General features: G+C 36.8%; 22 protein-coding genes. 9 read left to right on the top strand and 13 right to left on the bottom strand.

From position 1 onward, the window contains the following. Positions 1–12 precede the first annotated feature (12 nt). From G7Y57_RS02925 to G7Y57_RS02915, 3 genes are all read left to right on the top strand, one after another. Complete coding sequence (locus tag G7Y57_RS02925) at positions 13–729, top strand: pirin family protein (protein ID WP_165020668.1); 717 nt, start codon at positions 13–15, stop codon at positions 727–729. Between the two features lie 309 nt (positions 730–1,038). Then, positions 1,039–1,911 carry a helix-turn-helix domain-containing protein gene (locus G7Y57_RS02920; protein WP_165020667.1) on the top strand — a complete coding sequence of 291 codons (873 nt, stop codon included), beginning with the start codon at positions 1,039–1,041 and terminating at the stop codon, positions 1,909–1,911. Between the two features lie 65 nt (positions 1,912–1,976). Then, complete coding sequence (locus G7Y57_RS02915; protein ID WP_165020666.1) at positions 1,977–2,342, top strand: DUF3868 domain-containing protein; 366 nt, start codon at positions 1,977–1,979, stop codon at positions 2,340–2,342. A gap of 183 nt (positions 2,343–2,525) precedes the next feature. Here G7Y57_RS02915 and G7Y57_RS02910 read toward each other — a convergent pair whose 3' ends face one another. Beyond that, the gene (locus tag G7Y57_RS02910) at positions 2,526–3,359 is read right to left on the bottom strand and encodes an MBL fold metallo-hydrolase (protein ID WP_165020665.1); all 834 of its coding nucleotides are present in this window, start codon (positions 3,357–3,359) and stop codon (positions 2,526–2,528) included. Positions 3,360–3,699: 340 nt separating this feature from the next. On the opposite strand from G7Y57_RS02910, the gene G7Y57_RS02905 reads away from it, so the two are divergent. Further along, a complete protein-coding gene (locus G7Y57_RS02905; RefSeq protein ID WP_165020664.1) occupies positions 3,700–4,242 on the top strand; it encodes a DUF4924 family protein in 543 nt (180 codons plus the stop codon). 12 nt (positions 4,243–4,254) lie between these two features. Beyond that, positions 4,255–5,526, top strand: a complete 1,272-nt coding sequence (locus tag G7Y57_RS02900; RefSeq protein ID WP_185153910.1) for a peptidase U32 family protein — start codon at positions 4,255–4,257, stop codon at positions 5,524–5,526. Between the two features lie 84 nt (positions 5,527–5,610). Here the strand turns inward: G7Y57_RS02900 and G7Y57_RS02895 are convergent, their stop codons facing one another. From G7Y57_RS02895 to G7Y57_RS02885, 3 genes are all read right to left on the bottom strand, one after another. Further along, positions 5,611–6,114, bottom strand: coding sequence for an outer membrane protein (locus G7Y57_RS02895; RefSeq protein WP_165020878.1), 504 nt, complete (start codon positions 6,112–6,114; stop codon positions 5,611–5,613). A gap of 127 nt (positions 6,115–6,241) precedes the next feature. Beyond that, a complete protein-coding gene (locus tag G7Y57_RS02890) occupies positions 6,242–6,712 on the bottom strand; it encodes a porin family protein (protein WP_165020663.1) in 471 nt (156 codons plus the stop codon). A 210-nt stretch (positions 6,713–6,922) separates the two neighbouring features. Then, on the bottom strand, positions 6,923–7,330 hold the full coding sequence (locus G7Y57_RS02885; RefSeq protein ID WP_165020662.1) for a DUF4332 domain-containing protein: 408 nt from the start codon (positions 7,328–7,330) through the stop codon (positions 6,923–6,925). Between the two features lie 153 nt (positions 7,331–7,483). On the opposite strand from G7Y57_RS02885, the gene G7Y57_RS02880 reads away from it, so the two are divergent. Continuing rightward, the gene (locus G7Y57_RS02880) at positions 7,484–7,828 is read left to right on the top strand and encodes a translation initiation factor (protein ID WP_165020877.1); all 345 of its coding nucleotides are present in this window, start codon (positions 7,484–7,486) and stop codon (positions 7,826–7,828) included. Continuing rightward, positions 7,806–11,051 (top strand): UvrD-helicase domain-containing protein, encoded by a 3,246-nt coding sequence (locus tag G7Y57_RS02875; RefSeq protein ID WP_165020661.1) that lies wholly within the window; start codon positions 7,806–7,808, stop codon positions 11,049–11,051. The genes G7Y57_RS02880 and G7Y57_RS02875 overlap by 23 nt, the downstream gene beginning before the upstream one ends. Positions 11,052–11,110: 59 nt before the next feature. On the opposite strand, the gene gldN is transcribed toward G7Y57_RS02875, so the two are convergent. From gldN to G7Y57_RS02830, 9 genes are all read right to left on the bottom strand, one after another. Continuing rightward, on the bottom strand, positions 11,111–12,124 hold the full coding sequence (gene gldN / locus G7Y57_RS02870) for a gliding motility protein GldN (protein WP_165020660.1): 1,014 nt from the start codon (positions 12,122–12,124) through the stop codon (positions 11,111–11,113). 5 nt (positions 12,125–12,129) lie between these two features. Next, positions 12,130–13,554, bottom strand: a complete 1,425-nt coding sequence (locus G7Y57_RS02865; RefSeq protein WP_165020659.1) for an SUMF1/EgtB/PvdO family nonheme iron enzyme — start codon at positions 13,552–13,554, stop codon at positions 12,130–12,132. Positions 13,555–13,631: 77 nt separating this feature from the next. Further along, on the bottom strand, positions 13,632–14,579 hold the full coding sequence (locus tag G7Y57_RS02860; protein WP_165020658.1) for a type IX secretion system membrane protein PorP/SprF: 948 nt from the start codon (positions 14,577–14,579) through the stop codon (positions 13,632–13,634). 91 nt (positions 14,580–14,670) lie between these two features. Further along, complete coding sequence (locus tag G7Y57_RS02855) at positions 14,671–15,231, bottom strand: hypothetical protein (RefSeq protein ID WP_165020657.1); 561 nt, start codon at positions 15,229–15,231, stop codon at positions 14,671–14,673. Between the two features lie 16 nt (positions 15,232–15,247). Next, positions 15,248–17,290 carry a WG repeat-containing protein gene (locus tag G7Y57_RS02850; RefSeq protein WP_165020656.1) on the bottom strand — a complete coding sequence of 681 codons (2,043 nt, stop codon included), beginning with the start codon at positions 17,288–17,290 and terminating at the stop codon, positions 15,248–15,250. A gap of 42 nt (positions 17,291–17,332) precedes the next feature. Beyond that, positions 17,333–18,538, bottom strand: coding sequence for a DUF763 domain-containing protein (locus tag G7Y57_RS02845; RefSeq protein WP_165020655.1), 1,206 nt, complete (start codon positions 18,536–18,538; stop codon positions 17,333–17,335). 73 nt (positions 18,539–18,611) lie between these two features. Then, positions 18,612–19,106, bottom strand: coding sequence for a hypothetical protein (locus G7Y57_RS02840; protein ID WP_165020654.1), 495 nt, complete (start codon positions 19,104–19,106; stop codon positions 18,612–18,614). 146 nt (positions 19,107–19,252) lie between these two features. Further along, positions 19,253–20,158 (bottom strand): tRNA (adenosine(37)-N6)-dimethylallyltransferase MiaA, encoded by a 906-nt coding sequence (miaA, locus tag G7Y57_RS02835; protein WP_165020653.1) that lies wholly within the window; start codon positions 20,156–20,158, stop codon positions 19,253–19,255. Further along, a complete protein-coding gene (locus G7Y57_RS02830) occupies positions 20,155–20,718 on the bottom strand; it encodes a plasmid pRiA4b ORF-3 family protein (protein WP_165020876.1) in 564 nt (187 codons plus the stop codon). Before G7Y57_RS02830 ends, miaA begins: the two co-directional genes overlap by 4 nt. A 297-nt stretch (positions 20,719–21,015) precedes the next feature. On the opposite strand from G7Y57_RS02830, the gene G7Y57_RS02825 reads away from it, so the two are divergent. After that, a complete protein-coding gene (locus G7Y57_RS02825) occupies positions 21,016–21,261 on the top strand; it encodes a hypothetical protein (protein ID WP_165020652.1) in 246 nt (81 codons plus the stop codon). A gap of 264 nt (positions 21,262–21,525) precedes the next feature. Beyond that, positions 21,526–22,686 (top strand): nicotinate phosphoribosyltransferase, encoded by a 1,161-nt coding sequence (gene pncB, locus G7Y57_RS02820; protein WP_165020651.1) that lies wholly within the window; start codon positions 21,526–21,528, stop codon positions 22,684–22,686. Positions 22,687–22,742: the final 56 nt, after the last annotated feature.

Raw genomic sequence — 22,742 nt, 5'->3', positions numbered from 1 at the left:
AAGGGTAAATATATGAAAACAGTATTATACAAAGCATCGACAAGAGGACATGCTTATCATGGTTGGCTAGACACATACCATACATTCAGTTTTGCTAATTATTATGATCCGTCCCGTATCCACTTTGGAGCACTAAGGGTTATAAATGACGACATAGTGCAAGGTGGTGAAGGTTTTGGTACACACCCCCATGACAATATGGAGATAATAACAATACCTCTATACGGGGATTTGGAACACAAAGATAGTATGGGACATACGGAAGTAATCCATTCAGGAGAGGTACAGGTGATGAGTGCCGGTTCGGGTATCACACATAGTGAATACAATGCAAATCGTGACAAACCGGTCAATCTTTTCCAAATATGGGTATTTCCTAATAAAAAAGACGTGGAGCCTAGATATGGACAGAAAGCATTCGACTTCATACATAACAAAAATGAACTGACTCTAGTCGTTTCTCCAAACGGAGATAGTGAAAGTTTATGGATACATCAGGATGCATGGTTCAGTTTAGGAACTTTCGACAAAGAGTACAGCTTTGATTACCAACCTAAGAAAAAAGGTAATGGAGTATACGCAATGGTTGTCGAAGGAGAGTTTACTATTGGCGACCAAAAGCTACACCACCGCGACGGAATAGGAATATGGGAAACTGATACGATTAAAATAACTGCTAACACTGAAAATGCTCGTATTCTATTAATGGATATACCTATGGAATTCTAATATAGAAAACCTAATTTAGGAAAAGCCCTGGATCTCTCCAGGGCTTTTCTTTTTCTCTTAAAAATCTATTTACAAACAACATACATAGCAACAAGAATGAAACATAAATAATATTTTTTTCAAATAGTTTAAGAAATATCACACGAACAAATCCCTTCCTAAATTGGTTAACATACCTCACAAACTATATTATTTTAACTAAAACAGCAATCACAAATACCATATTTCTACAATATGATACCAGATGACCACTGTTTAATTATCGAAAACTTTAATACTATATATTTGCAATCTCAAAGAGACACCAAAATGCTATATTGTAAAAATACAGTTTCATTCAAGGACGAAGACGTTGTTGACCCATTGGAAAACGACTTTAGGGTATATAAGGATTCTAAGCATATGCCTATCACCCCATTTCCTTCTTATGCACGCTTTGGCCTGGTTGGTTTATGCCTGACCGGAAGTGTAAAAATTAGTATACATAATGATGAATATCTCTTAAACAAAAACCAACTAATAGTTATTCTTCCCGGCCAATTTGTGTCTGCAAAAGAAATCAGCTCCGATTTCTCAATAGACTACTTCACTATGTCACATTCTCTATTCAATGATGTACTTAGTGGCATTTGCAGATTCTCAGCTAGTTTCTTTTTGTATATGAGATCAAAAAGTCATTATAAATTAATAGGAAAAGAGGTTGATAACTTCACCAATTATTATCGCTGGATATACAGCAAATCGAATTCTCAACATCTATTTCGTAGAGAATACATTATAAACCTTCTTCGCCTTCTATATCTGGATCTTTATAATAATTACAAAAATACAGTTTCGTCAAAAAGCTCAGGTCTGGATGCCCGAAAAGAAGAATTAGCCTATAATTTTTTCCTACTGATACTAGAGTATTACAAGGAAAATAGAGATGTCGCTTTCTATGCAGACAAATTATGCATCACACCCAAATATCTATCAACAGTAGTTAAAACCATTAGTGGCAAATCGGCGAAAGAATGGATTTTGGAATATATAATACTGGAGATAAAAGATTTATTAAAGTGCTCAACTTTAAATATTCAAGAAATTGCGACAAAAACACATTTTGCGAATCAATCGTCTCTAGGCCGCTTTTTCCGAAAACATACAGGCATGTCTCTTTCTCAATATCGGATGAATAAATAGAATATACCATATATAGTAAAGTAAGGAAAATAGTATTGTTACATCGTTATAAAAACCAGAAAAATATGAATCCATTGATTAATGTTGAAGAATCTAAAAAGAAGAAAAAAGGAAAATCTCTCCAAATTGATCTGGATATCAACATTCCATATATTCCAATTGGAGAAAACGAATCTATGATGCTTATACCAACACTAACTGAGGGGAAGCACAAGCAAGAATTGCCGTACATACTTATAAACGGGAGTGAGCGGCACAAAGGATATAAGAAACTAGTAAGATCGTTGGGCGAAGAGGCTATACATTCAGGATATAAATTATATAAAGCTTTCGATGCAGAAAAAGATTTAAATCACAGCCACTCCTATTCCGTTCAAGTGGAATATGAAGATTGGATGAGTGATGCTGAAGTAAATTTTACAAAATTTTAATCATTCTATTTTCAGGTAAGAGCTATAAAACCAGTTCAAGTTCAGTTTTGTAAATTTGAAGCGTAGTTTTGTAAAGTCCGAATCCTGTGAGCCGTGAGGTCCGCAGGATTTGTTTCTTAGAAATTCCTATCACTAATAATGATACAAGAATACGGGATACAAACAATAAGAGATTTTTATTGACTACAAATAGTGCAAATCAGTTGCTTTATAATTATCATTTATTTTCTTCACTTTACTTTTTACCACACGTGCATCATGGTAATAAATCAGCATATAATTATTGCTTTCAGCTTCTTCCAGAAAACGCTGCTTTTCAGTCAAAGAGGTTAAGGCACATAGATCATAAGCCGATATCCATTCCAGCGACACATGTGCAGAGGTAGGTATTAAATCCCCAGGAAAGACTATAACACCATCTTTACCCTCTATATAGACAACCAATTGCCCGACACTATGTCCATCAAAAAGGCGAAGTCGGAAACCATCATATAACATTGTATCCTCGTCTATCAAATGAAGTAGGCCGGCTTCCTGAATCGGAAGAATATTATCAGCAAAAATAGCGTCCTGCTCTAAACGATTGGGAGATAATATATTTCTCCACTGCTGCCCGCTCAACCAATAGTTAGCATTAGGAAAAGAGGGCATGACATCTCCATTTACATCTTTCAGTGTTGCATAACCGCAGTGATCGAAATGCAAGTGAGTAAGCACCACATCCGTAATATCGTTCGAATGATAACCATGAGAATCTAAAGCATCCGCAATATTAAGCAGATCATATGGCTGGTAATAATTAACTTGACTAAGATGCTTATCTCCCATACCCAAATCAATCAATACTTTCCTTTTCCCATCCGAAGATACAGCCAGTACACAACGCATAGCTAATGAACAGAGATTATCGTCTGTACACACATACTTACGAGACCATGCACGCTTAGGGATAGCCCCAAACATCGCACCGCCATCTGCCATAAAGTATCCGCTTTCTATTGTTGTAACGTTAAACATGAGATTAAAGATATAAAAAAAGAAGAGACGATTATCAACAACCATCTCTTCCTAACCTAAAACTAATACTAAAACTAACTTTAACACACTAATTATGAAAACAGGTTGGATAAAACCAATAATTATTAACCAAACAATCATCTAAACACACTATGAAAAAATACACCTGTTTTCTCTTGCTCTTATTATAAAAACAAAGATTCAATAACTTTGTTCACAACAAATTGAATATATTATCACTATAAGTGCATAGACAAAGTCTATATAAGCAAATAGATCATTCACACAAACCATATTCTCATTTTTATTCTTTACTTTTGTAACCTTAAATTTCACTGAAATGCTTATAGCTAAAAAACTTAAACAAGACAATATTGCAGAATACTTACTATATATGTGGCAAGTAGAAGATCTGATACGTGCCTATGAACTAGATATAGATAAAATTGACGAAGCAATAATAGAGCAATATGCACAGCCGGAGGAAATTAAAGCCGAAACTAAAGAATGGTACGAAGGCCTTATAGACATGATGCGCAGGGAAGGTATTACCGAATCGGGACATCTGGTAATTAACAAGAATGTAATACTCGACCTTACAGACCTACACTTGCAACTACTAAAATCATCTAAAGAATCCGACTATACGGCAGATTACTATAAGACCCTATCCTTTATAGTGGAGTTACGCTCCAAATCGCCGGACAAAAACATTCCCGAACTAGAAACTTGTTTTTCTGCTCTGTATGGCTTTCTATTGATGAAACTACAGAAGAAAGAAGTATCGGGCGAAACTCAAGCCGCTATTTCGCAGATCAGCTCATTCTTACGACTACTCTCTATCAAATATAAAGAAAACCGTGAAAACGGTTTAGAATTATAAAACAAGAAATAAATGAAAAATATATCCGACTATGAAATTATGGCTCCTGTGGGGTCGTACGATTCATTAGCTGCTGCAATACAAGGTGGCGCAAATTCTATATACTTCGGTATAGAAGGGCTAAATATGCGTGCCAAATCGTCAAATAACTTTACTGTCGAAGATTTAAAAAATATCGTTTCTATCTGTAAAAAGAACAACCTGAAAAGTTATCTTACAGTAAATACGATCATTTATGACAATGACATCACATTGATGCATAAAATAGTGGATGCAGCTAAAGAGGCTGAATTATCGGCTATCATTGCTTCCGATGTCGCCGTGATGATGTATGCCCGCAGCATAGGGGTCGAGGTACATCTATCTACTCAATTAAATATAACAAATACGGATTCGCTCAAATTCTATGCACAATTTGCCGATGTAGCAGTGCTTGCCCGCGAATTGAATCTCAATCAGGTAGCAGCAATCTATAATGATATTGTCGAGCAAAACATCACAGGACCGGGTGGAGAGCTTATTCGCATCGAAATGTTCTGCCATGGCGCACTCTGTATGGCTGTTTCGGGCAAATGCTATCTGAGCTTACACGAAAAAGATCTTTCGGCCAACCGCGGAGCATGTAACCAATTGTGCCGGAGAAGCTATATTGTGAAAGATAAAGAAAGCGATATAGAACTCGAAATAGACAACGAATACATCATGTCTCCCAAGGATTTGAAAACAATCCACTTCATGAATAAGATGATGGATGCAGGTGTACGTGTATTCAAAATAGAAGGGCGTGCGCGCGGACCTGAATATGTGCGTACAGTTGTAGAATGCTATAGGGAAGCTATCAAAGCACATTGTGAAGGAACATTCTCGGAAAAAAAAGTAGAAGAATGGAACGAACGCTTAGCAACAGTTTTCAATCGTGGATTTTGGGATGGCTATTATCTTGGTCAACGCCTTGGCGAATGGTCGAGCAATTATGGATCAGGTGCAACCAAGCGCAAAATATATATCGGAAAGGGCATTAAATACTTTTCTAACATTGGTGTTGCCGAATTTTTGATGGAAACTCAATCGCTGAAAATAGGTGATGAAATTCTAATAACAGGACCTACTACAGGAGCTGTAAACCACATTGTAGATGAAATACGCGTCGACCTGAAATCTGTGGATGAAACTGTAAAAAGTGAGAAGTTTTCGATAAAAATAGCTGACAAAATCCGCCCGGGAGATAAGCTATTCAAAGTAATTGTAGTAGAGAAAAAGAAACGCTTTATAGAAAAAGACTAAAAGCTGATGATATATTAAAATAAACAGAAAAAAGGCAATTCACTATGAATTGCCTTTTTCTATTTTATGAACTATATGCTTTTATTAGAATCTGAATCCGTATCCAAGCATTATTGTTGCAAAATCCCAATCATTGAATGTATATTTAAACTCTGCATTTAAAAAGTTCTTAGGGCTTAGGCTATACTCAGCACCTGCTCCTAAGTTAAATCCAAAATCAGTACTTGAACTAGATGGAATTTCTACTGTCTGACCAGAGATTTCTCCAATTTTTTGAGAAGATCTGTGATTATTTATCATTGCAAAACCTGCAAGTGGATATACAGTAAAACCATCTTTCAACGGAAATAAATAATGCGCATTAAGGTTTATGTCCATTCCCATAGTTTTATCTTTAGGAAAGAAAAACGTTACATCCGGAGCAATACGAACATTCTCCATAATAGAGTAGCGACCTTCTACTCCAACGCCAAATCTTTTAACATCTGTTTGATATCCTGCTTTAACTAAAGCTGAAGTAAAACCTGTTTGAGCGTTTACGCTAAACGAAAAAGCTACAAGAGCTACTAATAGTAATAATTTTTTCATCATGTTGTTTTATGTAAAATTTATAATTCTTTGCAAAAATACATTAAAATTAATACATAAGCAATACCATCAAATAGAAAAGGCAGTTCATAACGAACTGCCTTTTCTAAAGAAACAATGTAACTCATTAGAATCTAAAACCGTACCCTAGCATTATAACGCCAAAATCATGGTCAGTAAATGTATATTTAAAATCTAAATTTAAAAAGTTCTTAGGACTTATGCTATACTCTGCACCTGCACCTAAATTAAATCCAAAATCAGTATTCGAATTTGAATTGCCATCATTTGAATAACGATTGTTTATCATTGCAAAACCAGCTAGTGGATATATCGAAAAACCGTCTTGCAAAGGCAATACATAATGAGCATTAATGTTTACATCTAATCCCATAGTGTGATTTTTAGGAAAAAAGAATGTCACTTCCGGAGCGATACGAACATTTTCCATAATAGAGTAACGACCTTCTACTCCAACACCAAATCTTTTAGCATCTGTTTGATATCCCGCTTTAACTAAAGCTGAATTAAAACCTGTTTGGGCATACACACTAAACGAAAAAGCTACAAGAGCTACTAATAGTAATAATTTTTTCATGTTATTTTATATAAATTTTAATAAATTGAAAGCTTAATTAAAAATTAAACAACCTAATTATAAAAAGGTTCAATCTCTCACATGACATTCTGACTGTAAAATAGGCTATCAATCTATTTTCCAGCTTATTTAATAACTATTACATTTTTAAATCCAAATTAATTTATATCAATATATAGAAGTCACTTTCTATCGCCAAAAAACGACATATCAATATGTCAACTTGGCTTCCAGCCCTTTTGCCAATTCAATCATGTCATGCAATTCTTTCACAGAAGGCACACGACCTGTTAATTTTTTCGATGCGTTTACTTCTTCCAACTTAGAATGTAAATTCTCTGCTACACGATGCTTAAATTCTTTAACTGTATCTATACCAGCAGCTTCAAGCAATTCCGAAAACTGACCTGCAACACCTTTGATACGAAATAAATCGGCGTGGTTAGCCCATTTCAATATAAGAGATTCACTAATGCCTGTTTTTTCAGCTAAATCTGCACGACCTTTCTTTGTCGCTCCTTTATCTAAAAGATCATTTGTGGTTTTTACACCTACTGCTTTGAGCTTCTCACCATATACGGCCCCAACTCCTTCTATCTGTTCTACTGGATATGACATAACTCTAGTTATTTAATAATTAATACTTTGCATCATATGATATATACAATAAATTTATAACAGATATTATTACGAATAAGTTTTGATATTAGCCATACTTTTCTTCCATCGTCACTTATTTTAAACTAAATTTGTAAAGAATAAAAAACCAATATCAGTATGAGCGACTGGAAAGACCGTCTGAATGTTGTGTATTCCACAAATCCAGACTTTAAATATGATTCAGAGGATGAAGTTGAAGCAAATACATTGCTAAAAGAAAAACAACTTCTAAGAATATCACTAGATAAGCGTAACCGTAAAGGTAAAGCCGTGACTCTTATCACAGGCTTTATCGGAACTACCGATGACCTCGAAGCACTTGGAAAACTACTAAAAGTAAAATGTGGTGTAGGAGGCTCTGTGAAAGATGGAGAAATCATTATTCAAGGTGATTTCAGAAATAAAATCTTAGAAATATTGCAAAAAGAAGGCTATGCCAAATCACGTTGCATTTGACGATGAAATAAACTTACATGTATTCAAAGCATCGGCAGGATCGGGTAAAACCCATCGCCTGACCGCCGAGTACTTGTGCCTTCTTTTCTCATCACCATTTGCATATCGCCATATACTAGCCGTAACTTTTACCAATAAGGCTACCGACGAGATGAAAAGCCGGATTATTGATGAATTAGCTAATCTGGCAACAAATCGCAAGTCGGATTATATAGAACTTCTTTCGTCTGAATATGGCTATAATGAGATACGGGTAAGGAAAGAGGCTCGCGATATTCTTGTGCGTATTCTTCACGACTACTCGTCTTTTTCGGTAAGCACTATCGATAAGTTTTTTCAACAAACCATGCGCGCTTTTACCCGTGAAATAGGATTAGGCGGAGGTTATAATGTAGAACTGGACACTGGCAAAGTACTGGGAGAGGCAATAGATTCAATGCTTTTCGATTTAGAGCGCAGCGAAAACAAACAACTGCTCGACTGGCTCATCCGCTTTTCGGAGGAGAAAGTAGAGAACGGAGAAACATGGAATATCCGTAACGATATACAATCCCTTTCATCCGAAATATTCAAGGAAAGCTATAAGGCATATAGCAATCAGGTGCAAAGTGACATTGAAGACAAGGAGCTGATGACCGATTACAAGGATATGCTTTTTGCCATTATTCAAAACTTTGAACAAATATCACAGCAAACAGGAGAGAAAGCACTCAATATAATTAACCGCTATGGGCTGACACCCGAAGACTTTAAAGGAGGGGGCAGATCGCCATTCAAAACATTTCTCAAATGGGCAAAAGGGGAGATTGAAGAACCAACCGCTACCTTTAGGAAGCTGGAGAATGATGTTTCAAACTGGTATGTAGCTAAAGCCGATGCTGCGACAAAAAACAAAATAGAAGATTTGTTTGCCGAACTGAATGAATGTGTCTGTAATATCATTGTACATTACGATAATTCGCGCACTTACCAGACTGCGTATGAGATAAACAGATACTTCTTTACACTGGGTATATTGGGTGATGTGGATAAAAAAATCCGCCAATATGCAGCAGAGAATAACATAATGCTGATTTCGGATACAACCGAACTGCTGAATCGTATAATCGAAGGAAACGAATCTCCGTTCATCTACGAGAAAGTGGGTACACGCATCAATAATTATATGATAGATGAGTTTCAGGACACATCGGGTATGCAATGGGGTAATTTTCTTCCATTAGTACGTGACAGTCTTGCAGATGGAAATAAGAATTTCATAGTAGGCGATGTGAAGCAAAGTATCTATCGCTGGCGAAATTCGGATTGGAAGTTACTGGATCAGCAACTCGACATTGATTTTAAATCGGAAGGAATATACAGGGAAACACTCGACATGAACTGGCGAAGTGCCCGCAATGTCATTAATTTCAACAATGCGATATTCTCATCTGGTGCCCGATTGTTACAAGACACATACAATAAGGTTCTGCCCGAAGAAACAACCGACATACGTTTACAGCCTTTTTATTCAAGAATAACCAAGGCTTACGATCAATTATATCAACATATACCCGATAGCCACAAAGATAATGAGGGGCATGTAAAAATAGAGTTTGTAGATACCGAAGAACACGATTGGCAATCGTATGTGCTGGAACAATTACCATTGCATATAGAACAGCTACAAGACAGAGGTTACAAACTTAAAGATATAGCGATACTCGTCCGCACAAAAAAAGAAGGTGCTGAGGTTGCCAACAGGTTATTGGAATATAAAAGTCTCCACCCCAATTCGAAATATCACTATGACATTATATCGGATGAAGCGCTGTTTGTCAGTAATTCGAAGAGTATAAAACTTATTATCGCCCTACTCAAATATTTGCGTAACCCGTTGGATGCCTCACTCAAAGCTTTAGCTATATACGAATATTTCAAATATAGTAATCAGCTTAAAGCCGAAGATGCCCTACAGAAGTACTTTTCTGAAAACGATGAGTTACCGCAAGAAGTACTGAACGAATTAAACCGCATACGTGAATTGCCATTGTATGAAATGACTGAAGAAATATTCGAATTGTTTCACGATGCGATGGAGAATAATGAGCAGATTTATATCCAGTCGTTTCTCGATATGGTACTGGACTTTACGGTTCGCAATTCGTCAGATCTGGATTCTTTCCTCATATGGTGGGACGAAACAGGATCGACCAAAACAATATTTACACCCGATGGTCAGGATGCTATCCGCATTATGACCATACACAAATCGAAAGGCTTAGGGTTTAATGTTGTACTTCTGCCTTTCTGTCATTGGGAAATAGATCATAAACTAACAACTATCCTCTGGTGTCATCCTGAGACAGAACCGTTCGACAGACTTCACCTTGTGCCTGTGAAGTATTCGCAGAAGTTGAAAAATACAATCTTTGAGTATGAATATTTTGACGAGCGGCTGCATGCATTTATCGACAACTTCAATGTTCTTTATGTGGCTTTCACCCGCGCTAAAAACGAGCTGATAGCTTTTTGTCCTAAACCTAAAAAAGATGAGGTGAATAATATATCTTCTCTTTTGTGGAAATGTATAAACTCGACCGATATTTTGCCTACTGATGACAGGGAGTTGGTTGATTTGTCGCAGTACATAGACGAAGAAAATTGTATACTCGATTTGGGAAAAGATTATAAGGCAATCAAAAAAGGAAAAACAGACCATTCTGTTAATGAAATCGATATAGATATCCTGCCAAGCGTCTCTTACGATCAACGTTTGAAATTATTATTGAATAACAAATATTATTTTACCGACACCGGTCAACGCGATTATGGCACATTAATGCACGAAATTGTAAGCCGCATCAATACAATTGAGGACATAGAGAGTGCGGCAGAAAGTTATCATATAACAGGAGATATAACAACCAGACAGAAAGATGAAGTCATATCTTTGTTACACAATTATCTTTCCGACCCAATTGTTTCACGTTGGTATACGGGTGAATACAGAATACTGAACGAAGTCCAGATATTACAACCTAACGGTACATTTATCAGACCCGACCGTGTTATGATTAAAGACAATGATGTGATTGTCATTGATTATAAGTTCGGCGAAAAGGAAGATAAAAAATACATTCGTCAGGTAAAATATTATGCCGATCAAATCAGCAAAATGGGCTATAGTGAAGTAAAAGGCTACATCTGCTATATCAAATTAGGAAAAGTGATAGAAGTTTAAAAATAAGAAAGGAGGTAATATGTATTACCTCCTTTTCCTTTATATGATTAAACCAACAATCAGCGTCTATCTCTTGCCGAATAAGTCGGGCTGGATGATGTATTTTTAGGTTTACTTGCTTTCGGTGTTTTCGGTTTACTATTGTTCGATTTTTTAGTATTTGTATTTTGAGGATTGATCGAGTCATTGACTACCCACAGGCTTTTCTCGAAACTTGTCAATTCTCCTTCAATCTTTTCTCTCGCCTGTTTCAATTCCTCTTCGGTTTTATATTTTTCGGCTAATATTTTATTTTCCATATTAGTTGTCTTATATATCTCACCTTCGAACAAACGCATTCTAAAATAGTCGTCAACCGTTTTAGTTATCGCATTATTCAGGTCGGAAGTCATAATAGGCATACGAGCAGCATAAGGACGTAAATTTTCGTACGGAATCCAGAACTGAGGGTATTTACCCGAAATCACATCAAAATCATCCTGACGAAGCAATACGGGACAAATAGCAATCGTTTTCGTATCGAGAACAGAGTTGGATTGATCGAAATACCAAGCCTCTTTCACATAATAAGCCAAAACTTCGTTACTTGGAATATCCATCTCATTGAAGATAAACGTATTTCCATTTTGTTGGTAAGGAATATTTAACCTCTCCAACACATCTTTGAAATTGACTTTATTCTCATCATTGAAGACTTCACGTCCATCAAGAAAATTATATGCCACTAAATCTCCTTGCGCCATAAGCTTGAAGATCATAGTGAATAAATTCATTCTGTCTCCAATAGGCTCCACCGGATAGTATAAAGCTGCATTTGTTCCTTTCCCGAGATCAAGCACACGATATACTTCGCGTACCCATGTAGCATTCGACAAATCTTTTGTTTGTGTCTCGTTCATTTTTTCTGCACGCACCGACAATCGCGGTACAGTCGCACCTTGAGGCTGTTGTTCTTGCTGCCTGCGAGCCAGTCTTTCCCGCAACGACTCGGTTTGTTCCTCCTGCGCATACCCGAACTGAGCTACACATAAAAAACTAAACAATATTGCAGTTAGTTGAAATATCTTTTTCATCATCATTACTTTTTCGATTTTGCAAAGCCTACCTGACTTCTCACGCATCTGAAGCCAATATAAGATCGTGGCTGATTCTGGAATTCGGAATCTCTCATATCACCACGAATATTACGACCGATATCTTTCCATGAACCACCCTTTACTACTTTTTTCTTTATAGCATAAGGGTCTTCTTTTGCCGCATCGTATCGATACTGAGGGTTTATATCATCCATCATAGCTGGTCCGGATTCGGCATAAGCAGTCGATGACCACTCGGCAACATTACCTGCCAGATCGTACACACCAAAACGATTGGGAGCGTACGAAGCTACACGCGCTGGAATAAGATTTCCGTCTTTTGTATAATTACCTTCGCCCGGTTTGAAGTTGGCCATAAAACAATCCTTTTCATTCATTGTACCATCTATATCCCAAGGATATTTGTTTTCAGTACGCCCGTTACGAGCAGTGAATTCCCATTCACCTTCGGTTGGCAGACGGTATTGTTCGATAGGACGTGCGTTGTTAGATTGTCCCATGCGATAGAACTTTGTCCTCCATTCGCAGAAAGCCGTTGCTTGTTCCCAAGTAACACCTACCACCGGATAATCGTTGTAACCTGCATGCGAGAAATACATCCGCATGTAAGGTTCGTTATATGCATTATTGAAATCGTTCACCCAAACCGTAGTATCGGGATATACATTCACAATTTTAGTATGAAGAAAATCAAACAAAGATGTCAACGGACGAACAACCGTTTCATTCACAGGTAAACCATCTTCACTCATATAGGCAGTATCTTTCGATATCATTACAACTTGCGACGGATTTACTGTAATATCGGTATTCAACACCCGATCTTGCGGATTCAGACGGTTACCGCGCTTCGCAGCCTCTGTATAATCGTACCATTCGTAGATAAAGTTTAATTGACTCGGATCGATATGTCTTTCACCTGTTATAGGATGGATAAATGTAACACTGTTTATTGCACGCTCCTCGTCTTCTAATGGTCTTTTAGGAATAGCTTTTCTCCAATTCAAATATGGTTTGATCGGATCGCCATATCTGTCTTCGGTGATTTTGTAAGTTTCATCTCCTCCATAAGCCGGATCAGCTAAGCGTTCGCGAATAATAGAATCGCGCACCCAATATACAAACTGACGATATTTGGAGTTAGTTACCTCTGTTTCATCCATCCAGAAATTATCGACTGACACACCTTTAGGGTTAGCTTTTATATCCCACAGCGAATCACTTTCGGCCGGTCCCATTTCGATGGAACCTCTCGAAACTAATACCATACCGAAGGGTGAAGGCTCTGCCCATGATGAAGATTTCTCTCCAACAACTTCGCCACCTATACTACCTGTTCCTATCGACTTGCCGCAGGATGTTAATAGTACCAAAGATGCTATGATTGCAAATAATAAATGTTTCATAGTTGTTCTTTCATATCTCAAGGTTTAGATATTATATACTAAAACCTTTTATTTCTTTTTTTGTTCAAAAATTCAAATTATAATATTCTCACACTTTTTTGTGCACCCATCGGTTTTTTCTTTTCGAGGGGTATGATATAACGCAGAAATAACTCATGACTTCCATTACTAACCGTCGAAATATCGGAGGTTGTTAAGTCATAAGAATAACCTGCATCTATGTTTCTAATTCTAACACCGAGCAAAAATACAACACCATCGTCTTTTCTCCAAGATATTCCACCATTGAACATCTTATTATATTCTATTTTAGCTGTCACATCTACCTGTGTAACGACTGCATCGGACTTAATAAAAGCAGACGGCTGAAATTCTATCAACGGATTCCGTAGCTTTATATTGTATCCACCCATCAGATAAAAGGCGCGCCCCATATAGGACGAATGATTCTCATCAAGATCAAAAGCCGGCTCCCACAAATGACTAGCCGAAAACCCAATATAATAATTAGGCGTTACCCACGATACCCCGAGAGAAGCATCAATAGTTTTATCACTTCCACCACCCGGTATAGCAGGATCGGCAGGATCATGATAATCGCTCTCAGGAATACGAATCTGACCGGCATCAAAATTGATGTTAGCTAAAGCTCCCTGAATACCAACGTTCAACGATCTGTTTTTTTTAAATTTGAACTTATACGCATATTGTAAAGCGGTTGTTGTATTAGAAAACAATCCTATATCTTCATTTACTACCAAAAAACCAAAGCCATGTTTCTTCCCGAAAAATTCGAAAGGCATATTGAACGAAGCCATCGATGTATTTGGCGCCTTGGGCATACCTACCCATTGACGGCGATGTAACAAAACATTCTCAATACTCTCAGTTTCTCCGATGAATGATGGATTATAGTAGTTTTTTATTTTCCAGTACTGACTCACCTGGGCATCCCATTGTCCATATATGGAATTGACACCAACACTTAAAAATATGATGAGTAATACTAATAATCTAATCTTCATTCACAAAACTGCAATATCAGACTGCAAAATAACGACAATTTATTAATAATAAACGATTAAACGGTCGATAAATTGTATTGCAGACTACTTTTCACTTCATTCTTACGAAAAAACAGTACTCCGGAATTCGAAATCGTTGTACACCATATCCATTAGTAGAAGGGAAGGATGAATATAACTCCATTGTATTATTTTCGATATTAATGCTTTTCAAAATACCGCAATGACCCCATGTTGATGTCCAAAATTGCACAAAATCGCCAGGTAATACATCTTCCTTTTTATCAATAGACGCCCCTATTCCTTTTTCTACCAGAGCGTAATACACTCCTTTCGGTATAGGCGAATTTTCCTTGAGTAAAGTTTGGATATTCTGATTTGTAATAATCCTTATACGATTCTTATCTATCTTATCCAATTTATGAAACTTCGCTATTATAGGAATAATCAATTCGGTACAAACAGCTTTCTTATATGTCGATGAGATGAAGGGACCATACTTAATTACACTATCTATAATCTGCTGATTACGTTCCGGAATTACACCCTTTTCATCCAGCTCCAAAAGACAGTCATTCTGAGCCAGATTTACCCCCAATATAGTCGAAGTTGTGAGGCAAAAATACAATAGTATTATAAACTTAATTCTCATTTAATTCAGGAGTATGTTATTCGATCACAGGATCTGTAAACTCCAATCCTATCCTATCTCCGTTTATATCGTACGATTCCCCATCTGCAAGAATGTATACGGTTCTTGGCTCTAAGTAGTAATAAATATCATTCCATAGCCGCGACGAAAACTCTCTGTGAATATTGTTATTAGCATCGATAAGCATTCCCTTTTCGTCTTTTTCTACATAAGCATACTTTCCTTTGAATGGCATAGCATTCTCGTAGATCGCAGGAATCACCAGCTGCCCTTTTATATTTACATAGCCATATAGTTTTTCATCTTCATTCTCAGCATCTTCTTTAGATACACGCACTAGTTGTCCGAAAAACTCTTCATCTACAAATTCATAACCATCAAGTGCGGGTATCACAATTGTACCTTGCATATTTTCATAGTTATAATTTCCCTGATCAAAATCATAGTGCCTGTAAAGATATCTTGATCTTTCATATTCAGCTTCGTCAAACCACTCGTTCTGCAACTCCTCTTTTGTTTCTCTATCATAAATTGCAAGATGAATCTTGCCCTCTGATATAGAGACGGCTTCCATTATATCACTGCTTATTTCGATCGTATTATATATATCTGGCAGAACCTTCTGTCCCTTAAAGTCGTAAAGCTCCATTGTTTGCGAAAGACTATCGATATAATTTACACCAATAAAAAGCGAACCATATTCATAATCTTTTATTTGTGCATATCGCGGTGGTATTACAACGTTGCCATCTGTATCAGCTATACCAAAAAGCTCGTTTTCATTTTGTATACGTAAGAAAGAATCGAATACACGATCGATCAAAAACCCATAAGGGTTTAATTTTTTTCCTATTGAATCTAACTTATATGATGTCTGAAGATATTCCTCTTCAAGAGAACCACTGTAAAATACCCCCGAAACATGAACTAAAGAAGTATATTGCGGCTCTACGATCCAATTTCCCGATTTATCAACAATTCCCCTCTTTTCTTTTTCGGTATCTGTTGCAATAGAAAAATTAACCCGTTCATATGAGTCCAATTGAACATTTCTTATAATGGTTGAATACTTGAACGTATCGTATATGGGAAAATAAAGATTTATTTCATCAATCTTTTTGGGGAAATAATATGACAATGTAATATCTTGCTTTTCTGACTGAACAGAAATATCCTGCGGTACATTTAATTTTACGTATTCTTCCAAATCCTCTATTGTCTGATATTTTCCGGCATCAATATTAGCGATTATTTCATTTATAAAAACCTTAAGTTTTTCGACATAATCAAACATTTCGGGCGAAGGTGCAGAATTATAAGAACTCCTTCTCGTTGCTTCGGTCTTGCCGTCTTTTGTAGTTCCATCTTGTTTACTGATTTTCTTATACAAATCCCTACTACAAACCAATTCGACTTCCTTACCTCCTATCGACTGCAATTGGATAAAACTTTCACCTTCCTCGTATCTCTGATTGCGTTCTGACATAGATATTTTAGTAAAATCAATCGGATAATTAAAACTCAGATCAACCAAAGCACTATCTACAGTCTTCATATTGGGAAGATTAAGCCTTGATATATTATCTTGCGCCAAGATATCGGTTGTCCCATCCTTATAGAACAACTTTCTCAAAACAAAAGACGCTGTATCAGAATCATTCAATTCGAGGCGAATAATATCTTCCAGTGAATATGAACTATAGCTCGGATTTATCCTAGACTGAGGATATCCTAATTCCTGATAGAATTCAACCGTGTTAAAAAAAGCAGTGAGTTGCTTCTTTAGTTCCTTTTTAGAGAGAAGCTTTGGCTTAATGCTACTCAAATTGACTACATCGTCCTCCTCTTCTTCAGTTTCATCCACATCACCCGGACCAATCTTAAGTCCGGCAATAGCTCTAAGTTCTAAAAAATCGTCTATATGCGGCAATTCTCTTTCTAATAATTCTTTAGCGCCCTGAATGGTTGTTCCTTCCGGGAATTTATATTCGTTCTGGGATTTTACTGTTAAAAGTGTGAAAAGGAGTAATATATTGACTAGTACGATCTTTTTTTTCATTCTGAGTTTGTAATTATTGTGTTATATAAATATGTCAGGAAATTAATCCCACAACTTCAGTTGTTGCCCTTTATCTTTTGGCTTCTTTGCATTACCAAATACTGTTTTGCCACCGTAAAGATAAGATGTATCACGTTCTTTTTGCACCAAATCATCAAAATAATTGTTCGGAACAAAACCTTTTTCCATCTCCTGCGAGATACGCGACAGATTTTTCAGGGCATCCGATTTGTCTTTATCCCCCAATTTAGACTGATGGATTGCCTTATCGAATATGTCGATCGTTTCATCATAAATATTTAAAGGTACGGGGAAAGGGTGTCCATCTTTTCCTCCATGAGCAAAAGCAAATCGTGCAGGATCGGAGAATCGTGATGGTGTACCGTGTATCACCTCGCTTACCAATGTCAACGATTGTACTGTGCGAGGACCAATACCTTCGAGTAACAATAACGACTCAAAATCTTTGATATTAGTCTCATGCGCTAGAATAAGAGCAGCACCAAGACGCTTGAGATTAACATCTTTAGCCTCCACTTCGTGATGACGGGGTAAGATAAGCGATATTTCACGCATTAATTTATCGGGTAATTCGTGAGTAAGTTCAAGTATTCCCCCTTTGGTCGGAGCTGCTAGTTTATCAGTAAGATTAAGAATAAGCCCTTGGTTTCTGCCGCAAACCGATGTGTGAGGATTTTCGATGAACGAATCGATGGCCGACGATAGCCAATGATAGCGTCTTGCCATCCGTTCGTTCGGATTCATTCCCTGCTGAATAACAGCCCATTCACCTTCGACCGTTACAATAAACGAATGAAGATAGAGTTGAAAACCATCTTGTACGGCTGTATTATCTACTTTAGCCGATAATTTGCTATTACGAACGAGTTCATCACCGTTCAATCCGGTTTTATTTGCTATCTGAATGAGTTCGGCAGGCGTCTGACGAGACGATTTACCCCGCCCACCACAGACATAAACTCCTAATTCTTCGGAGCGTTTATTGATAGCTTTTTTCAGGGCGTTCATTACGGAAGTGGTAATTCCTGACGAATGCCAGTCCATACCTAAAACACACCCTAATGATTGGAACCAAAAAGGATCACTCAACCGTTGAAGCAAAGCCGTGCGCCCATACTCCAACACTATAGCTTCAACAATAGCACCACCCAACAGACTCATTCGCTGAGCCAGCCACGGGGGTACTGTTCCATAATGAAGCGGTAAATCGGCATGTCCTCTTTTCATAGCTGCGAAAGTAGATAAAAAAAGCAACCATATTTCAATTTACGGTTGCTTTAGATATATCATCTATAGAAATTTAGGGTTCTACCCAAACTAATGAAACCTTGAATTCGTAATCGGCAAGAAAGTCTGTTGTTTGCACTAAATTCGAACCTTCAAGATACTGCATGAAGAAGCAGATTCTAGTCGGATTTCCCAGAGTGATTTCGTAACCGATATTCTCTACAAGCGTAACGTTAGGTGCAATTTTATGAGCTTGTGGATAAGGCAGAGCTGTTTGTTTCTCCGAACCATCATCAAAAAGTAGAAAAGTAGAAACAGTTATGCTACCGTTATCATAAATAAATTCATCTATTTCTCTAACATCTTCGTAACGCTCATAACGCTGAGTACCAGCATTCCATTGCCATTGGTTTTGTCTGACAGTAAAATAGCCATTATACAATTCGGTACCTACTACTGTGGTATTATTAAAAACATCATAATATTCTTTCGTACAACCCGAAAAGCCGCCTAAGACAAGCAATGCTACCAGCGATAATTTAATCAATGAAGAGAATCTTTTTTTCATATATCCTATTGTGTTTATTTAAATTTTCTACAATTAAATACAAAAATAATAAAAAATATTGGAACCACTTTTACACATTGAAATATAAATAGTTAATGGTAAGCTTATTATCCAAAGCACCACACTCCAATCCTTAATATCTTAACTTAACAAACAAGATGGCATATTTGTTCCATAGCCTCCTCTTCATTTACCTCCGAAAGGTTTATCCAATATATCTCTTGATCTCGCTTGAACCATGTCATTTGTTTGCGAGAATAAATTCGGGTGCTTTGTTTTATTTTTTCGATTGCAAAGTCCAGTGTCCATTCACCATCCAAATATTTAAAGAGTTCTTTGTACCCTACTGTGTTTAGCGAATTAAGCTGTCGCTGTGGATAAAACCGTTTCGCCTCATCAAGCAATCCCTGTTTCATCATATCATCCACACGGTGGTTGATACGCTCGTAAAGTTGTTCCCGATTGCGCATTAAGCCAATCTTTATAATATTAAACGGGCGGTGTTTTTTTGTTTTAGTTCGAAAGGATGAATAAGGCTTGCCTGTCATTAAACAAACCTCCAAAGCATGAATTACACGCTTGTAGTTTTTCAAATCCACTTGATCATAAAAAAAAGGATCGAGCACTTTCAGTTGAGCAAGAATGGGATCCAACCCCTCTTTTTCAAATAAATCGTAAACCTCGCTACGCAAATTTTCGTCGATAGTGGGCACTTCATCAATACCATTACATAGGGTATCGATATAGAGCATAGAACCACCCGATGCAATTATTACATCATGCAATTTATGTTGTTGCGATATTATTGAGAGAGCATCATTCTCGAATTCGCTGGCACTATAATAATCTGTAACATCTAAGTTACCAACAAGAAAATGTTCGACTTGCTCTATTTGTTCTGCGGTAGGAGCGGCTGTTCCGATTTCTAATCCACGGTAAAATTGCCGTGAGTCTGCCGAGATAATAGGACTTTTAAAATGCTCTGCTAAACGAAGGCTAAGTGCCGTCTTACCTACTCCGGTAGGTCCCAGCAGAACAATTAATTGTTTCATATAAATTCCTCTTCACTCGGGGCAGCACCATCTGTGCCATCATCCAAACCATCGAAACCTTCGGCATCAAGTTCATCCAGGTCATAACCCTCATCACCATAAAAATTTTCGCCGGTATCTATTGTAACAGCTTCAGTTTCGAGTGTATCGAAATCTACAAACTGGGCAGGAGGCTCACCTTCTGATCTCGTACAAACAGCTTTTTCGAGAGATTTACCGGTAATGATTTCACGCAGTTCCATGAAAAATGCACGTTCGGTCATATAATCGAACACATACATCATTTTCTGTTTTTCATCTTCTAAGAAATAATCTAAAACAGATGTTTTCATCGTGAAGGAATCTTCGTCGGAACTAGTATTCATTTCTACGAGTGTAATCTCTCTTTCTTTTTCCCAAGTATCACTGCAAATAAAGAAGGAACTCATCTCGCCCTCCTTATAACCTACAGATTTTATAATCGCCTCATGCAAATCATAAAATGTTGCATCTGCATCTATCTGAATTTCACGTCTGAAGTCTTCAACTTCATCTGACAAAAGTAAAAAACGGAATACCATTGCTGTTTGTTCTTTTTTAGTTCTAATAAGCCAAAAGTAATATTTTTTTTGAAAAGCAAAAAATGGATATCTCATAAATTACTTATTAAGATGAATCACTATATGAAATATATTCAATTTATCTCATTAAAATGAGTCTGGATCAGAAAGTCTAAAGAAAAAGTCGATATTAATATTGAAGTCGATATTGCATTTAAAAACAAACTCTTGTATTAGATCATCTCTTTATATTAGACAGATAAGGTAATATTTCATTTTCTATTATATCTTTGTTTATATATCTACATTTAAACATCTATGAGAAAGTATCTAAGCGATTTCACCTTAACTTTTGCAATCCTTGCGCTTATTCTTTTTATGGTGACAACACCACCCCATTTTTTTCGTAACAGAAGAGGTCGACCAAACTTATCATTAATAACAGAATTATCACCCCTTTGCATGGGTTCGGCCATTACTAGCGGAGTATTATTTTATGTATCATATAAAATAAAAGGAGGAAGTTTATTTGGTAGAGATGATGAAGATACTGAAGATGAATAAAACGAGCCAATTAATATTCTAAAATTGAGAGATTTATCTTCAGAATACGATTTATTCCTATACTTAAATCTAGAAAGCACTTTAAAACTCCTTTTACTACGTAACTAAAATAAAAGTCGAGGCAATTTCAAAATTAATAGTGTCACTCTTGTTACCTTATTAAACAATTAATTGTCATGAAAAAGAAAGTCCGATACGATCTTTTTGACTTTTCTTTTTGTTTAATACGTATATTTGTTATTCTAACAATAAAAACATTCCGATATGATTATAAAACATTTTACAGACAACGATCTCTATAAGTTCTCTGTAATGCACGCCATTCAAAGACTATATCCGTGGTCGTACGTAAAATATAAATTCACCAACAGAGGTAATACTCAATTCCCATCCGGCTTCGCCGAAAAGATGAAAGAAGAAGTGGCAGCAATGGTTAATCTCAAACTCAGTAAAGATGAAAAAAAGTTTATTGAGAAAAGGTGTTACTTTTTCGATCCTGTCTTTATCGATTTTCTCGAAGGATATAAATATAACCCCGAAGAAGTATTAATTGTACAAGATGGCGGCGAATTAGAAATCACCATAGAAGGGTTCTGGTATCGTACCGTACTATGGGAAGTTCCTCTGATGGCTATTATATCAGAACTTTATTTCGACATGACCGGTGTGAAACCACAAGATGTGGAGGAGAAAGCATTAGCTAAGGCTAAAGAGCTAAAAAACATACAGGCCGACTTTTCCGAATTCGGCACACGCCGACGCTTTTCTTTCGATGTACAAGACAAAGTGATAGGAATACTAAAAGAAAATTCGGGAGCATACTTCAAAGGCACAAGCAATGTCTATTTCGCAATGAAATACAATACTATCCCGATTGGCACTATGCCCCATGAATGGTTTATGTATCACGGCGCATTATTTGGCTATCGGGCAGCAAACATAAAAGCCCTCGAAGCGTGGGTAGCAGTATTTCAGGGTAGTCTGGGAATAACATTGACCGATACATATACCACAGACTCATTTTTCAAGTCATTTAGTTTAAAGCAAGCTAAACTGTTCGACGGCGTTCGTTGCGACAGTGGAGACCCTTTGGATTTTGCAGACAAAACAATTCAGTTTTATACTGAAAACCGAATAGACCCTACATCGAAGACCATCGTATTCAGCGATTCTCTTAATGTAGAACGTGTAAGAGAGATAAAGAAATATGTGAACGGGCGATTGCACGACACATACGGCATTGGCACATTCCTAACTAACGACGTAGGTGCCAAAGCTCTAAATATGGTTATAAAACTGACAGATATCAAGGCAACACCTAAGGGAGAATACCTACAAGCGGTAAAACTTTCGGATGCACTAGGTAAAAACACCGGTGATCTGAAAGAAATTGAAATATGCAAGTTAACGCTGGGAGTAGAATAAAATAAAAAGTCTAATTGTAACCTACAAAAAGAACGACTGTCTGTTAATGACAGTCG

Origin of the sequence: Dysgonomonas sp. ZJ279 (assembly GCF_011039205.1) — a bacterium.
GTDB lineage: Bacteria > Bacteroidota > Bacteroidia > Bacteroidales > Dysgonomonadaceae > Dysgonomonas.
This window is presented reverse-complemented; position numbering and strand designations above follow the sequence as displayed.

Bases quoted from the DNA above. Each gene is read 5' to 3' on its own strand.
- G7Y57_RS02925 (WP_165020668.1), top strand. From the start codon at position 13: ATGAAAACAGTATTATACAAAGCATCGACAAGAGGACATGCTTATCAT.
- G7Y57_RS02920 (WP_165020667.1), top strand. From the start codon at position 1,039: ATGCTATATTGTAAAAATACAGTTTCATTCAAGGACGAAGACGTTGTT.
- G7Y57_RS02915 (WP_165020666.1), top strand. From the start codon at position 1,977: ATGAATCCATTGATTAATGTTGAAGAATCTAAAAAGAAGAAAAAAGGA.
- G7Y57_RS02910 (WP_165020665.1), bottom strand. From the start codon at position 3,359: ATGTTTAACGTTACAACAATAGAAAGCGGATACTTTATGGCAGATGGC.
- G7Y57_RS02905 (WP_165020664.1), top strand. From the start codon at position 3,700: ATGCTTATAGCTAAAAAACTTAAACAAGACAATATTGCAGAATACTTA.
- G7Y57_RS02900 (WP_185153910.1), top strand. From the start codon at position 4,255: ATGAAAAATATATCCGACTATGAAATTATGGCTCCTGTGGGGTCGTAC.
- G7Y57_RS02895 (WP_165020878.1), bottom strand. From the start codon at position 6,114: ATGAAAAAATTATTACTATTAGTAGCTCTTGTAGCTTTTTCGTTTAGC.
- G7Y57_RS02890 (WP_165020663.1), bottom strand. From the start codon at position 6,712: ATGAAAAAATTATTACTATTAGTAGCTCTTGTAGCTTTTTCGTTTAGT.
- G7Y57_RS02885 (WP_165020662.1), bottom strand. From the start codon at position 7,330: ATGTCATATCCAGTAGAACAGATAGAAGGAGTTGGGGCCGTATATGGT.
- G7Y57_RS02875 (WP_165020661.1), top strand. From the start codon at position 7,806: ATGCCAAATCACGTTGCATTTGACGATGAAATAAACTTACATGTATTC.
- gldN (WP_165020660.1), bottom strand. From the start codon at position 12,124: ATGAAAAAGATATTTCAACTAACTGCAATATTGTTTAGTTTTTTATGT.
- G7Y57_RS02865 (WP_165020659.1), bottom strand. From the start codon at position 13,554: ATGAAACATTTATTATTTGCAATCATAGCATCTTTGGTACTATTAACA.
- G7Y57_RS02860 (WP_165020658.1), bottom strand. From the start codon at position 14,579: ATGAAGATTAGATTATTAGTATTACTCATCATATTTTTAAGTGTTGGT.
- G7Y57_RS02855 (WP_165020657.1), bottom strand. From the start codon at position 15,231: ATGAGAATTAAGTTTATAATACTATTGTATTTTTGCCTCACAACTTCG.
- G7Y57_RS02850 (WP_165020656.1), bottom strand. From the start codon at position 17,290: ATGAAAAAAAAGATCGTACTAGTCAATATATTACTCCTTTTCACACTT.
- G7Y57_RS02845 (WP_165020655.1), bottom strand. From the start codon at position 18,538: ATGAAAAGAGGACATGCCGATTTACCGCTTCATTATGGAACAGTACCC.
- G7Y57_RS02840 (WP_165020654.1), bottom strand. From the start codon at position 19,106: ATGAAAAAAAGATTCTCTTCATTGATTAAATTATCGCTGGTAGCATTG.
- miaA (WP_165020653.1), bottom strand. From the start codon at position 20,158: ATGAAACAATTAATTGTTCTGCTGGGACCTACCGGAGTAGGTAAGACG.
- G7Y57_RS02830 (WP_165020876.1), bottom strand. From the start codon at position 20,718: ATGGTATTCCGTTTTTTACTTTTGTCAGATGAAGTTGAAGACTTCAGA.
- G7Y57_RS02825 (WP_165020652.1), top strand. From the start codon at position 21,016: ATGAGAAAGTATCTAAGCGATTTCACCTTAACTTTTGCAATCCTTGCG.
- pncB (WP_165020651.1), top strand. From the start codon at position 21,526: ATGATTATAAAACATTTTACAGACAACGATCTCTATAAGTTCTCTGTA.